At 63.4% G+C, this 13696-nt stretch carries 13 protein-coding genes, 1 tRNA gene and 1 pseudogene; 7 read left to right on the top strand and 8 right to left on the bottom strand.

The window, feature by feature from the left end; translation table 11 throughout:
• Positions 1–43: 43 nt before the first annotated feature.
• Together NATGR_RS03510 and NATGR_RS03505 are read right to left on the bottom strand one after the other, a co-directional pair.
• Entirely contained in the window at positions 44–1198 is a 1155-nt protein-coding gene (locus NATGR_RS03510; protein ID WP_005581449.1) for an ABC transporter ATP-binding protein, read from the bottom strand.
• 241 nt (positions 1199–1439) lie between these two features.
• Positions 1440–1910: a DUF5793 family protein gene (locus NATGR_RS03505; protein WP_005581450.1), complete on the bottom strand. Its 471-nt coding sequence runs from the start codon at positions 1908–1910 to the stop codon at positions 1440–1442.
• A gap of 168 nt (positions 1911–2078) precedes the next feature.
• Here NATGR_RS03505 and NATGR_RS03500 point away from each other — a divergent pair, with 168 nt between their 5' ends.
• Together NATGR_RS03500 and NATGR_RS03495 are read left to right on the top strand one after the other, a co-directional pair.
• A complete protein-coding gene (locus NATGR_RS03500) occupies positions 2079–2780 on the top strand; it encodes a class I SAM-dependent methyltransferase (protein WP_015233292.1) in 702 nt (233 codons plus the stop codon).
• Positions 2781–2845: 65 nt separating this feature from the next.
• Positions 2846–2916: transfer RNA gene (locus tag NATGR_RS03495), tRNA-Gly, on the top strand.
• A gap of 28 nt (positions 2917–2944) precedes the next feature.
• Here the strand turns inward: NATGR_RS03495 and NATGR_RS18700 are convergent.
• The 3 genes and pseudogenes from NATGR_RS18700 to NATGR_RS03480 form a co-directional block, all read right to left on the bottom strand.
• A pseudogene (locus NATGR_RS18700) lies at positions 2945–3118 on the bottom strand (IS6 family transposase); the annotation flags it as partial.
• Between the two features lie 331 nt (positions 3119–3449).
• Complete coding sequence (locus tag NATGR_RS03490; RefSeq protein ID WP_005581453.1) at positions 3450–4733, bottom strand: mechanosensitive ion channel family protein; 1284 nt, start codon at positions 4731–4733, stop codon at positions 3450–3452.
• Between the two features lie 588 nt (positions 4734–5321).
• Positions 5322–5618 carry an amphi-Trp domain-containing protein gene (locus NATGR_RS03480; protein ID WP_005581456.1) on the bottom strand — a complete coding sequence of 99 codons (297 nt, stop codon included), beginning with the start codon at positions 5616–5618 and terminating at the stop codon, positions 5322–5324.
• 117 nt (positions 5619–5735) lie between these two features.
• On the opposite strand from NATGR_RS03480, the gene NATGR_RS03475 reads away from it, so the two are divergent.
• Together NATGR_RS03475 and fen are read left to right on the top strand one after the other, a co-directional pair.
• Entirely contained in the window at positions 5736–6269 is a 534-nt protein-coding gene (locus NATGR_RS03475; RefSeq protein WP_005581458.1) for a GNAT family N-acetyltransferase, read from the top strand.
• A 71-nt stretch (positions 6270–6340) separates the two neighbouring features.
• Positions 6341–7318, top strand: coding sequence for a flap endonuclease-1 (fen, locus tag NATGR_RS03470; RefSeq protein ID WP_005581460.1), 978 nt, complete (start codon positions 6341–6343; stop codon positions 7316–7318).
• 245 nt (positions 7319–7563) lie between these two features.
• Here the strand turns inward: fen and NATGR_RS03465 are convergent, their stop codons facing one another.
• The gene (locus NATGR_RS03465; RefSeq protein WP_015233291.1) at positions 7564–8448 is read right to left on the bottom strand and encodes an IS1595-like element ISNagr6 family transposase; all 885 of its coding nucleotides are present in this window, start codon (positions 8446–8448) and stop codon (positions 7564–7566) included.
• Positions 8449–8560: 112 nt separating this feature from the next.
• Between NATGR_RS03465 and NATGR_RS03460 the strand changes: the two genes are divergently transcribed.
• Complete coding sequence (locus tag NATGR_RS03460) at positions 8561–8863, top strand: GYD domain-containing protein (protein ID WP_005581468.1); 303 nt, start codon at positions 8561–8563, stop codon at positions 8861–8863.
• A gap of 58 nt (positions 8864–8921) precedes the next feature.
• Here NATGR_RS03460 and NATGR_RS03455 read toward each other — a convergent pair whose 3' ends face one another.
• Positions 8922–10067: an NAD(P)/FAD-dependent oxidoreductase gene (locus NATGR_RS03455; RefSeq protein WP_005581469.1), complete on the bottom strand. Its 1146-nt coding sequence runs from the start codon at positions 10065–10067 to the stop codon at positions 8922–8924.
• Between the two features lie 87 nt (positions 10068–10154).
• On the opposite strand from NATGR_RS03455, the gene NATGR_RS03450 reads away from it, so the two are divergent.
• Together NATGR_RS03450 and NATGR_RS03445 are read left to right on the top strand one after the other, a co-directional pair.
• On the top strand, positions 10155–11279 hold the full coding sequence (locus NATGR_RS03450; RefSeq protein ID WP_015233290.1) for a M24 family metallopeptidase: 1125 nt from the start codon (positions 10155–10157) through the stop codon (positions 11277–11279).
• 149 nt (positions 11280–11428) lie between these two features.
• Positions 11429–12727 carry a M20/M25/M40 family metallo-hydrolase gene (locus tag NATGR_RS03445; RefSeq protein WP_005581471.1) on the top strand — a complete coding sequence of 433 codons (1299 nt, stop codon included), beginning with the start codon at positions 11429–11431 and terminating at the stop codon, positions 12725–12727.
• A 6-nt stretch (positions 12728–12733) separates the two neighbouring features.
• Here the strand turns inward: NATGR_RS03445 and NATGR_RS03440 are convergent, their stop codons facing one another.
• The gene (locus NATGR_RS03440) at positions 12734–13684 is read right to left on the bottom strand and encodes an AAA family ATPase (RefSeq protein WP_005581472.1); all 951 of its coding nucleotides are present in this window, start codon (positions 13682–13684) and stop codon (positions 12734–12736) included.
• Between the last annotated feature and the right edge of the window lie 12 nt (positions 13685–13696).

The raw sequence follows: 13696 nt of genomic DNA, 5'->3' as shown, positions 1-13696 counted from the left end.
CTCGTCGTTCAGCACGGGACAAAGCCGGAAGAAGACGCGCCAGTCAATCGTCTGCAACGGTGACGTCGCGATAGCGCTGGCCCGCGGGGAACCAGGCCAGTTCGTGGTCGGCAGTAACTCGGACGGCGACGCGTTTGTCGAGTTCGATTCGGTCGGAGTGGTTGTGCATACACTCGATGGTTTCACCGGAGTCGAGTTCGACCCGATAGAGGACCGTCGGACCGAGGTAGCGCCGGTAGATGACACGACCGTTCGACTCCGAGTCGTCCGCCGAGAAGGCCGTCACGTCGTCCGGCCGGACGAGCAGGTCGATAGCCGTCCTGTCGTACTGCTGGGCGAGTCCGTGAACGTCGTCCCGGAGGACGCGCCCGAGCGCGGTCTCGACGTGGTCGCCGTGGACCGTCCCCGAGACGAAACTAGCGTGGCCCAGAAACCCAGCGACGAACCGCGATTTGGGGTGTTGAAAGACCCGTTCGGGCGTGTCGATCTGTTCGATGTCTCCCTCGTTCATCACGGCGACCCGGTCGGAGATGGAGAGTGCTTCTTCTTGGTCGTGTGTCACGGAGATGGCGGTAACTCCCGTCTCCTTGATGATCCGTCGGACTTCCTCACGCATCTCCACCCGGAGGTCGACGTCCAGATTCGAGAACGGTTCGTCGAGCAACAGCATCTCGGGTTCCGGTGCCAGCGACCGAGCGAGCGCGACCCGTTGTTGCTGTCCGCCCGAAAGCTCCTCCGGGTAATCGTCGCCATGATCCTCGAGCCCAACGAGTTCGAGCAACTCAGTGACGCGAGCGTCACGTTCCTCGTCGGCCCACTCCTGCAGGCCGAAAGCGACGTTCTCGCGCGCGGTGAGATGGGGAAAGAGTGCGAACTCCTGAAAAACGACTCCGACGCCGCGTTCTTCGGGCGGAACGAAGCGACAGTCGCCCGCGACTGACTCGGCGTCGAGTCGGACCTGACCGACGTCGGGCCGCTCGAGGCCGGCGATAAGCCGAAGCGTCGTCGTCTTACCACAGCCCGACGGACCCAGAAGCGTCAGGATCTCACCGTCGTGGACCGACAACGACAGGTCCGAGATCACCTCTTCGGAGCCGTACTGTTTCCCGATTTCGTCGAGTTCCAAGACGACCTCCTCGGTCGTCCGCGATGACCCCGTCGGTTCCTCGGTCGGCGCACGTAGTTGTCCCTCTGCCATTGTCGACTCCGGCGTTTGCCGGCGCACATGCGGTTTAGGGACGCCTAAAATACTTATAATTGGCGATCCGTCCAGCCTGCTGGGAACTCGGTTCTTCCATACGGACTGTTGTACCGGTTTACCGGCGCGACCGCAGGAGCGCGCGGTCGCACCGGAACTGGCTGACAGCAAACCGTATCAGAACCGGTCCGATGTCGAGCCTGTCGTGCGATTCGACCCACCAGTCGACACTCGACCGATACTACAGTTCGACGCCGCTCGGGATCAGGCTATGCTGGCGGAGCAAGCTCCCCTTGTCGTCGTAGACCAGAAACGTCTGCTTGTCGTAGGCGACGAACGGCTCACTCTCGAGTGAAATCTCGACCTCGTAGCGGCCTTCGTCGTCGGTCGCCGCTTCACCGTAGCCGCGGGCTGCACGGATGAACCGCACGACGTCACTGGCGTCCTCGTTGAGTTCGAGAATGAACTCGCCAGTGACGCGGTTGGTCACGCTCACCACGCCGGCGGCATCGGTCCCGAGCGGCTCTTGGAGCCGGAGCGCAACGTCAGTCTCACCAGCCTCGAGTACGTCGTCGTCGGGACCAGTAAGGCGCTCGCGGAGTGCCGCGACTGGGCCAGTGAAATCGATCGATACGACGGGCTTTTCCGGCTCACCGTCTTCGTCGACCCAGTCGACGTTGCTGACATCTAGCGTGAAGTGCTCGCGCCTCATTCCGTACCTAGGGGTTGGCGTTCCCACCGTATGAACGTAACGCACGACTAGTCGATGAAATGAACTGTTTCCGCTCGAGGGCATCGGGGTGTGCAGCCGAAACCCCGATCAATCGACCGCCGATTCGGGACGAACGATTTTTGCACCGCCGACGAGGAGTTCCGGCCGATGGGTGACGACCAGGCCGATGCGACGCGTCGAGCGGGGACGAAAAGTTGCGGACAGCCCACTCGGGCAACCGTCCGGGACACCTACGACCGCATCGCCACACACTTCGCTGCGACGCGAGAGTACGCCTGGCCCGAAGTCGAGACGTTCGTCGACGAAACCGCTGGCGAGACCCACACGGTCGGTCTCGACCTCGGCTGTGGCAACTGCAGACACGCCGAACTGCTCTACGGTGCCGACCTCGAGACGGTCGTCGGCGTCGACGTCAGCCGCGGCCTGCTCGAAACGGGCCGTGAACGCGGCCGCGAGCGATCGTTCGCGGTCGAACTCTGTCAGGCCGATGCGACGACACTCCCGCTGACTGAAGACAGCATCGACCTCGCGGTCTACGTCGCGACGCTGCACCACCTCCCCTCGGAAACCGCACGGCGGGCCAGCCTCGACGAACTCGCACGGGTCCTCGACCCCGATGGCCGGGCACTCGTCAGCGCGTGGTCGACCGCTCACGATCGATTCGATGCGACCGAGAGCTTCGACACCACAATCGAGTGGACTCTCCCCGGCAGCGAAACTGTCGATCGCTTCTATCACATCTACGCGCCCGAGGACTTCGAACGCGACCTCGAGGCGAGCGATCTGGCGTTGCTCGAGTGGGAACTCTCGAGCGGGAACTGCTACGCCACGGTTGTGAGCCCGGAGTGAGGGAAGGCCACAGTCTCGAGGAAAAAAGGAAGAGTCTTAAACGCGAAGTGAAAACGTAAGAGTGCGCGCGGATGGTCTAGTGGTAGGACCTGAGCCTTCCAAGCTCATGGCCCGGGTTCAAATCCCGGTCCGCGCATTTCTACTGCGAGCAACAGAGAGACTGTCTAGTTTAGCACCTCTTCGGCTGGCGTTCGGCCATTGAGCGCTTGATTCGGTCGGTCATAGTTGGAGTGGTGTCTGAAGCGTCTGGGCCAGTGTCTTGCACTGGCCGGACAGCCCCGGCAGAAGGAGTGAAAGCGGTCGATCCGCATCGAGACGGTCTGAAACCACTTTTCGACCTGTCCCATTTCGACTTGATAAGGCTACCGAGTGTGTAACGACGCGAGAAGAATGGGGCAGCTCGAAGAAGACACGAACGACCGCGCGATAGTCGCAGTCGTTCGTTCGGCGGGAGAACGTCGAGGCAGTCATTTCCGTGAGTTGGTCACGTGTCGCTGTTTTCTCGACAAGTTCAGCAAGCGAGTTAGATGAGTTGACCCCGAAAATACCACTCTTGATATGGTTCTCAAAGTCGTGCTTGTTCGTGTAGGTGCCGATATCGAACTGATCGACAGAGCGTCGGAACAGTCGTCACTCACGTGGAGACGAGGCATGCGCTGTCGGTCTGTATCACTCCGGTTCGGAGTACGTAACCGCTTCATCGTTGCGTTCGACTCCGTCTTCAATCCGGAAGCCCGCATTTGTCCGCGAACTGAGTTCTCGTTGTGGGTATGGGATTCCGATTTCCTCGCGGTCGTATGCCGTCTTGATCTCGTGGACGACCGACTGGATCGTCGTCCACTTCTTGTGTGCGTTCGGGTTCTCGATCCAGAATCGACACTCGAGGGTGATCGCCGAGTCGCCAAACTCGGTGGGGACGACCTGTGGTTTCGGCGCTGGCGCGACGTCTTCGACGTTCTCGATCGATTCGATCGTGATCTCCTCTGCTCGATCGAGATCAGTCTCGTAGTCGACACCGACCTCGAGTCTGAGTCGGAGTCGATCGCGCTTGCTCCGGTTGACGATCGTACTGGTCGAGACGTTGTCGTTCGGGAGGACGACGATTTCGCCGTCGAAACTGCGCAGGCGCGTGTTGATGATCGTAATGTCGACGACCATTCCCTCGTAGTCGTCGATCTGGACCCAGTCACCGATCTCGAACGGTCGGGAGAACATCAGCACGAAGCCAGCGATGAGCGATCCGAGAGTGTGTTGGGCGGCCATACCCAGGACGATACCGAGGAATCCGGCACCGACCAGTAGCCCGCCGAGGTTGACGTTCCACAGGGAGAGTGCCGCGATGCCGGCGGCGGTGAAGATGACAACCTGTAGCACTCGGTAAACGACTTCCTCCTGATGGGCCGTAACGTAGTTCGCGTCGGCGAGCCACTCCTCGAGTTGCTGCTCGAGGTAGCGGGTGCCGACGAGCGCACCGACCAGGATGCCGACCGTCAGCAAGACCCGAAAGAGGTGCGGGAGGGCGGATGCGAAAGCCGACAGGAGATCCCTCGCGATGTCTGCGAACCCCCAGACGACGAGGAGAGAAAGGCCGGTCACCACGACGACGACGGCCTGGAGGAGTCGAACGACCGCTTTCATCGGAAACGGAACGTCGATCAGTTCTTCGACGGCGTCGAGGACGGTCCCGGCCTCGGTTTCGCGAACCGTTTGTACGACGAACTCGGTCGTCCGGTCGACGACCTTCGGCCCGACGACGAAACCGATTGCCGTCGCGAGCAACACCATTACGAGACTGACGACGAGTCGACCCTCGAGCGAGGTGACTGTCTCGAGGGCCATCTGAACGGCCTCGATGCTCTCGAACCACTGTTCGGTCGTCGTCGTGATCGTATCGTTCGTTTCCCAGAGAGACCCGTTCAGGGGTTTCGCTGCGGTCGGTTCACTCTCAAGCACTAGTCGTGTATCTGAAACACGGCCAGTTAACGCTGATTGCCGTTTGCCGTGTTCGACTGTTGGGCTCTCCAAAACCCTTGCACGACCGTCCGTGCATCTGCCGACGCCCGCAACCGCGACGGCGTCTCAACGAGCGAGACGCGATACGAGGAGAGAAGCGAGATGATTCGGACCACCGGTCGTGGGGTCTGGCTGCGGTCCCGACCGACGACTTCGAGTTCAACCGGGACGGGAACCGCGTCGCCGACGGCGAGACGGATACCGACAACTGGCCTGCGTCGTCGCGCTCGAGGCAGTCTCTTGGTCGGCGACACTCGAGTCGCCGATCGTGAGGACGAGGTGACCGACGGGAAACCGCTGACCGACTCGGACCTCGATGGCCGTGACGGAGACCCGCTCCTGTTCCAGTCGTTGAGATCGTCCTCGCACTGATACGGTTTGCTGGAAGTCAGTTCTGGTGCGACCGCGCACTCCTGCGGTTGCGCCGGGACATCGGGACAGCATTCCGTATGACGGGAGCTTTCTGCTCGCAGTTCCGTAACAGACGACCGTTGTGAACGACGCGGTTACAAAAACGATTCTGGCGCGTTAGCTGTGGTCAGTTGCCGTGTCTCCATCCGAGTCGTCGACCTCGAGTTCCGATTCGGAGTCGTCGACCGTCCACTCGAGTTCGATCTCCAGTTCGAACTCGTCGTCGCTGTCGAGTTCGAGTTCGAGTTCGTACTCGAGGTCGTCGGTCGGGGAGGGAACGGTCACCGAGACGGTATCGTCGGCGAGTGTCAGTTCTTCGTCGTTCTCGAGTGCGTCCGCGAGTTCACGGAGGCGGTCGGCGACGTCTTCAGTGGACTGTTCGAGTTCGATCTCGAGCAGCTCTTCGTCAGACATCACGTGATCCTACGGGGCAACCGGACAAAAAAGTGACTCGAGCGGTCGACATTTCGTCTCGGTTGCATCGAGTGCCCCAACGCGTGAGCCTTAGTAGCTGGCAAGCGAACGACCGCCGTGGAGTACGACGTACTCGGGTGGCCGCCCGACGGCCCGAAGCTCCGACTCGATCACGAACGGTTCAGCTACGCCGGCAAGTTCGTCATGACGAACACCGGGAAGGCCGTCGCTCGAGACGACGGCTCGCTCGTCGCCGCCGTCGCGTTCAACGAGGACCGGACGGACGAGGAGACGCTGTGGCTGCGATACGTCACGGTCGCCCGCGACCGACGCGGCGAGGGGATCGGTCCCCAGCTGGTCCGACGCGTCCGAGACCAGGCGCTCGAGCGCGGCTACGAGCGGCTCCGGATCGCCGTCAACAACCCATTCGCCTACGAGGCGCTCTACCGCGCTGGCTTCGGCTACACGGGCGAGACGACGGGGATCGCCGAACTCGTGCTCGAGTATCCGCGGCCCGAAGACTGGATCGGCGAACGAGACGCCTATCAGCGTGGTCTCGAGGAGTTTCGCGAGCGCGACCTCTCACTCGAGGAGGAGACGTTTCTCGAGGACCGACGGGGTAGCGATCCACCCGAGACGGACGAGGAGTGACGGAGCGAGTCCGAGGTGAACACGAACCGGGAAGCCAACGATTCAAAACCCAGTCCTACCTATTGCCCCCAATGGGAAACGCTGCACTTCGTGATATCGCGGTCATCGAGGAGGTTCCCTTCTCCGAGGTAGAGGGAGTGGTCGCCGTCGACGCCCACAACTGGCTCTACCGATACCTGACGACGACCGTCAAGTGGACGAACAGCGACATCTACACGACCGCCGACGGGACGGAGGTCGCAAACCTCGTCGGCATCGTCCAGGGGCTGCCGAAGTTCTTCGAGAACGACGTCACGCCCGTGATGGTCTTCGACGGCGGTCCCTCGGAACTGAAGGAGGACGAGATCGAGTCCCGCCGCGAGCAGCGCCGCACGTACGAAGAACAACTCGAGACCGCCCGCGAGGAGGGTGACGAACTCGCCATCGCACAGCTGGAGTCTCGGACCCAGCGGTTGACGGAGACGATCCAGGAGACCAGCCGTGAACTCCTCCGGCTGCTGGACGTGCCGATCGTCGAGGCACCCGCGGAGGGGGAGGCACAGGCGGCCCACATGGTCCGGCACGGCGACGCCGACTACGTCGGCTCCGAAGACTACGACGCCTTGCTCTTTGGTGCACCGCTGACGCTGCGCCAACTGACGAGCAAGGGCGATCTCGAACTGATGGACCTCGAGGCGACCCTCGAGCACCACGATCTCACCCTCGAGCAACTGATCGACGCCGCCATCCTCATCGGGACGGACTTCAACGAGGGCGTCTCGGGGATCGGACCGAAGACGGCGATTGCTGAGATCACCGAACACGGCGATCTCTGGAGCGTCCTCGAGGCGCGTGGCGACAGCGTCGAGTACGGCGACCGCGTCCGTCAACTCTTCAGGGACCCGAACGTCACCGACGACTACGAGTTCGACACGACGCTCGATCCGGACCTCGAGGCGGCCCGCGAGTACGTCTGCGAGGAGTGGACGGTCGACCCCGACGAGGTCGCCCGCGGTTTCGAACGCATCGAGGAAAGCGTCACCCAGACGGGACTGGATCGCTGGACGTAGTGGCCGGTTCGGGGAAACTACCGGTCGCGGCGGTACCGAACCGTGTGCCTGGTAGTTTTATTTCGCTGGCCGTCGGCAGCGTCCGGCATGCCAACGCACGTCACGCTGTGGCAGTTCACGGAACAAGGGGTCGAATCGATCAGGGGTGACCTCCTCCTCGCCGTGAACGGCGAGGCTTCCCACGGCACCGTACCGCTGGGTTGGGATATTTGCTGGTCGCTCTTGTGGCGGAGATTGTTGGTGACTCATAGCGCAGTTTTGAGGATGGTTTTCAGCGCTTCTTTTCCCGGTTTTCGATACACGCGGCGACGGAGCTGGAAGGCTCGGAGATACGGCGTGAGCTTGTCCTTGGAGACGCCTCGATGGGGCGAGAGCCAGGATCGCGCCAGCGATCCGTGGCTCTCGCAGGTATTGACGTGAACGTCTCCATCGGCGTATTCGCCGTCGCCGTGGACGACGTATTCGCGGTCGAATGCGTCGTCCTCATCAAGCGGTTCGTACGCTCGAAAGCCGTCGGTATAGACCGTGAGCGACTCCTCTTTACGGTCAGCAAGGAGGAGTCGAATCGTCGATTCATCAGCGGCTTTCGCTGGGATCACGTAGCGGTCGCCAGTGCCGCGATCAGCCAGAATGAACACGGGTAGCTTGTCCTGTTCGTACGATCCTCTTCCGCGCGTGGATAGGCCACGCGAGCGCGACGGACGGTCGCGCTCGCGGCCTTTGAGTCCGGCTTTCACGTACAGTTCGTCAATCTCGACTGGTCCTTCGAGTTGTGGCTGAGGCGCGTCCAGCGCTCGCAGGAAGCGCTGGACGCGCCGGTACACTGTTTTGTAGGAGACATCAATCTCTACGTCTAACTGCCGAAGACTGGTGTTGAAGCGGATGTAGGTGTAGACGGCGAGAAACCACTTCCTGAGTTCGACCGCTGAGTGTTCAAAGACGGTGCCGGTCTGATCGGTGAACGTGCGGTCGCAATTCTTACAGCGATATCGCTGAAACACCCGATAGCTGCCGTACCGAATCGCGGATTCGGCACGGCAGCGTGGGCAATAGACGCCGTCACGCCAGCGAACCTGTCGGAGCAGGTTCGCGGCGCGACGCTCCGAGACGAACGTCTTGAGTGGAATCATGCTTTCGTCGGGTGGCGCGAACGCGCCACCCTTGCCCGCTACGACTTTCAGCTACTGCTGCGGGCTGACCAACAATCCTCTACCCATGAGCGTATCCGTATAGCTGCTGAACGTGGTCTGTGTCGGCGGTGTCGGATTCACGCCCGTCGTAAACGACGGGATTCTCTCCTTGGAAGAAGATAGCCCTGACCGCGTCGATCAACTCGAAGAGACGTTCGAAGAGATGGGCGGTGAACTCCACGATTTCTTCATGTTGATGGGCCAGTACGACACGATTACGATCGGCGACTTTCCAGACGACGAGGCGGCTGCCAAGGCAATACTCGCCGTCACCGAGCAAGGGAACGTAAGCTCCGAGACGATCAAAGCGTTCTCGAGGGAAACGACGCGAGAACTGCTCGAAGACCTGCCGTAAACGGGTGGGTTTTCGCCTCACTACCGCTGTAAGCGGATCGGTGAGGCCCACCAGTCCGTCAGTAGGAGTCGAACTCCCCGCGTACCCGCTGGAGGGCGGTTCCCGTCGCCCCCACAGACGAGAGGTATCCCAGCCCGACGGTCGACTTTAGCGTCTTCGCGGCCCGCCCCGTGACGACGGCGGGGCCGACCTGTGCGACGGCGTCGTCACCGACGCTGACCAGCCACCCCGGGCTGTCGAACGTGAACGACTCGAAGGCGACGTCCTCGCTGCTCTCGCCCTCGAGTTCTCGCTCGACGACTCGCGTGACGTTCGTCGCGACAGTCCGCGCTTCCCGGACTGCGGACTGTGCGCTCGCGGGGACGAACTCCTCTTCGGCGTCGACGACCCGGGCCGCGTCCCCGAGGACGAAGGTCCGGTCGTCGAGTCGCAGGTCGCTCTCGACCGCCGGCCGCTCGCCCGCAAGCAGGTCCGGGCCGCGGATACCGCCGGTCCAGACGAACTCGTCGTAGGGAACCGTCTCTCCCGACTCGAGGACGACGTGCTCGTCGGTCGCCTTGCTCACTGTCGCTCGCGTCCTGACCTCGATTCCCTGTGCCTCGAGCGTTTCTCGGACTGCCCGCTGGAAGTTCGGCGGGAAACTCGGTGCGACAGACTCCCGTTGCTCGAGCAGCGTTATCTCCGTTTCCCGGCTCTCTTCCTCGCGGACGAGTTCGGCCAGTTCGCCCGCGACCTGGATTCCAGAGAGGCCGGCACCGCCGACGACGATCCGTGGCTGCTCGCGGTCGCTGCGACAGAGTTCTCGAACGCGCTTTCGAATCCGATTCGCGTGTCGCAACCGTTTGAGTGGAATCGCGTGTTCGCGAACGCCCTCGAGGCCGTGGTAGGCCGTTCGAGCCCCGAGACAGATCGCCGCGACGTCGTACGCGAGGTCGCCACTCGAAAGGGAGACGACCCGGTTTTCTCGGTCTATTTCCGTCACCGTGGCGACCCGAACCGCGGTTCGCTCGAGGACAGCGGGTAGGGAGACGGTGATGGCGTCTGCGAGTTCCGGCCGCCTGATCACCCGGTGGAGTTCGTGCTGGACGAGGTGATCGGGCGTCCGGTCGACCAGCGTCAACTCGGCTCCGTCTGGCAGGTCACTCTCGAGCAGCCGTGCCAGCGTCAGTCCGGCGTAGCCACCGCCGAGGACGACGACGTGCATACCCGGGGGTACGGATTCGACGCCCATATACTGGTGGCCAAACGCGGTATCGGCGGGAACTTTACCGACGGCGGTCTATCGTCCGGCATGAGTCGGAGCCAGACCGACGCAGCCGTCGAACAGCGACTCGGGCAGGCCCGCGACGCGCTCGCGGAACGAGGCGAAGACGCCCTCGTCTGCTTTCCGAGTTCGAACATGCACTACCTCGCAGGGTTCGAGGAGGAACCGATGGAGCGGCACCTGTTTCTGTTCGTCACGCCCGAGACCGAACTGTTCGTCGCGCCGGCGATGTACGACGATCAAATTCGGGACGCCTCGCCGGTGACCGACGTGCGAACCTGGAGCGACGGGGACGACCCGACGGTCCTCCTCGAAAGCGTCGGCGAGGAACTCGGCCTCGCGGGCGGCCACCTGCTGGTCGACGACCGGATGTGGGCACTTTTCACCCAGGACTTGCAGGCGACGTTCCCCGAGGCGACGTTCGGCCTGGTCAGCGAGGTCGTCGATGACCTCCGTCTCTGCAAAGATGAGGCCGAACTCGAGGCGCTCCGAAAGGCGGCCTCGATCTCAGACGCCGTCAGCGAGGAGATTCGTGCGCTCGGCTCCGAAGCGATCGGGATGACCGAGGCCAAACTCGCGGTCGAGATCGAGGAACGGCTGGCCGACGCCGGCGGCGAGGATCTCTCGTTCGAGACCGTCGTCGGCTCCGGCCCGAACGGCGCTCGCCCCCATCACCGCCACGGCGACCGACCGATCGAGGCCGGCGACCCCGTCGTACTCGACTTCGGAACCTACGTCGCCGGCTATCCAGGCGACCAGACCCGGACCGTCGTCTTCGACGGCGAACCGCCGGCCGAGTACGAGGACGTCCACGACGCCGTCCTCGAGGCCCAGACGGCTGCCGTCGAAGCAATCGAACCTAGAGTCCCAGCCGAGGCGGTCGACCGCGCCGCTCGCGACGTGCTCGAGAAACGGGGCTACGGCGACCAGTTCCTCCACCGGACGGGCCACGGCGTCGGCCTCGACGTCCACGAACCGCCGTACATCACGGCGGGGAACGACCGTGAACTCGAGGCAGGCATGGTCTTCAGTATCGAACCGGGCGTCTACCTCGATGGCGAGTTCGGCGTCCGCGTCGAGGACCTGGTGGTCGTTACCGAGGACGGCTGCGAGCGATTGAACGACTCGCCTCGAGGGTGGCGGTCGCTTTGATGGGGGTGCGTGAGTAGCGGAGAACGGCTCTGTTAAGATTCCCAATCGGTGACTGGGAGTCAGGAGCGGGAATCAATAGTAGCCGTTCGCCGGTCCCTTCTGACGCCCCGATGTAAACAGTTACCGTATCCTGCCGTCTCGTCGTAGGTATGGACTTCGATCTCCTGAACGTCGCCGACCGTCTCTGTCGATTCCGGACGACTGCCGGCGAGGAGGCAGTCGCCGCAGACTGGCTTCGAGAGCGACTCGAGACCCTCGGCTTCGAAACCTACGCGTGGGACGCCGATCCCGACCTGCTCGCAGACCACCCGTCTTTCCCCGACGACCCTGCTCTTCTCGAGGCCGAATCCGAGGGGCGACGGAGCGTCGCTGGCGTCCTCGCGCTGGGTGAGGCCGATCACACGGGCGACGAGTATCCGACAGTCGTCCTGAACGGACATCTCGACGTGGTCCCTGCCGATCGATCGGCGTGGTCGAGCGACCCGTTCGAGCCGGTCCGACGTGGGGAGGCCGGAGACGGGGACGAGCCGCAGACGCTCACGGCCCGCGGTGCCGTCGACATGAAACTCGGTCTCGCAGCCTGCATCGGCGCGGCACTCGACGTTCGCGAGTCGATCGAAGCGGGGCGCAAAGACGCTGACGTCCGGATCGTCGTCGAGGCAGTTGCCGGCGAGGAGGACGGCGGCTTCGGGGCGGCGACGGCAGCACTCGAGAACCCCTATCCGTTCGACCGCGACGCCGCTATCGTCGCGGAGCCGACCGGGCTCCGGCCGGTCGTCGCCTGCGGCGGAAGTCTGATGGCCCGACTCGAGTTGCGAGGCGAGAGTGCACACGCTGCGACGCGGTGGAGCGGTGAGGACGTCCTCCCACGGTTCGAACGGATTCGGCGAGCGTTCGCCGACCTCGAGTCCGACCGGTCCGAGGCGACGACACACCCGCTGTACGAGGAGTTCCCGGTGCCAGCTCCCGTAGTCTGTGGGAGAGTCGAGGCCGGTTCGTGGGCGTCGACTGTTCCGGCGTCGCTGACGGCGGAGTTCCGGATCGGCGTCCTGCCCGGTGAGACAGTCGACGAGGTCGAGGACGAGTTCGAACAACGGCTCGCCGAAGTCGTCGCCGACGATCCGTGGCTACGGGAACACCCACCCCGGTTCGAACGGTTTTCGGTCCAGTTCGAACCCTACGAACTCGATGTCGACGACCCGATCGTCGAAGCCGTCCGGGACGGAAGGCGGGCTGCAGGGCTTTCGCCAGCGGAGCCGGAGGGTGCCACGTACGGCGCTGACTCTCGCCACTACGTCGGGGCTGGAATCCCAACGGTGCTGTTCGGACCGGGGAGCATCTTCGAGGCCCACTACCCCGACGAGACGATCGAGTGGCGAGAGGTCGAGGCGGCGCGAGACGCGATCGGGGCGGCAGTTCTCGAGTACGCAGCGGCGTTCGACGAGTAGGTCGGACTACTCGACCGTCGGGACGGACACCGAGTCGAGCACTTCTTCGACGACTCGATCCTTGTCGACGCGGTTGACGGTCGCGTCCGGCGTCAAAACGAGCCGGTGGGCGAGGACCGGCCTCGAGACCCGCTTGATGTCGTCTGGCGTGACGTACTCCCGGCCGACGACCGTCGCGTAAGCCCGTGCGGCCTCGAACAGCCGCTGGGTGCCACGCGGCGAGACGCCGACCTCGACGCGGCCGTCGGCGCGAGTTTCGCGGGCGATCGCAGCGACGTACTCGAGCAGGTCGTCGTCGACGCGTACCGTTTCGGGGACCGATCGGAGGTGATCGACCTGGTCGGGTCCGAGGACTGATTCGACCGAGGGACTGGTCGTCTCGCGGTCGGCGCGACGACGCAGGAGTTCGACTTCGCCGTCCTCGTCGGGGTAGCCCATGGCGGTCTTGACGAGGAAGCGATCGACCTGTGCCTCGGGCAACGGGAAGGTCCCTTCCTGCTCGACGGGGTTCTGAGTCGCGATGACGAAAAACGGTTCCGGCAGCTGACGGGTCTCGCCGTCGACCGTCACCTGCCCCTCTTCCATCGCCTCGAGCAGGGCAGCCTGGGTCTTCGGTGGCGCGCGGTTGATCTCGTCGGCCAGCACGATGTTCGCGAAGATCGGCCCTTCGTTGAACTCGAAAGTTCGCTCGCGTTCGTTGAAGACGTGAGTGCCGGTCACGTCCGCTGGAAGGAGGTCCGGAGTGAACTGGATGCGAGAAAAGGACAGGCCGAGTGCGTCGGCGACGCTGCGGGCGGTCAGCGTCTTCCCGGTCCCGGGCACGTCCTCGAGGAGAACGTGGCCGCGGCCGATGACGCCGACGAGAATCTCCTCGAGAAACGACCGGTCGCAGACGACCGCGTCGCCGACCGTCTCGAGGACGGCCGCACACTCGTCGCTTGCCGTGGTGACGTCCATGCAGACGGCGTC

The sequence above is a fragment of the Natronobacterium gregoryi SP2 genome (assembly GCF_000230715.2).
In the GTDB taxonomy this organism is placed as follows: domain Archaea; phylum Halobacteriota; class Halobacteria; order Halobacteriales; family Natrialbaceae; genus Natronobacterium; species Natronobacterium gregoryi.
The sequence above is the reverse complement of the archived record's forward strand: the minus strand, read 5'-3'. Positions and strand labels throughout refer to the sequence as shown.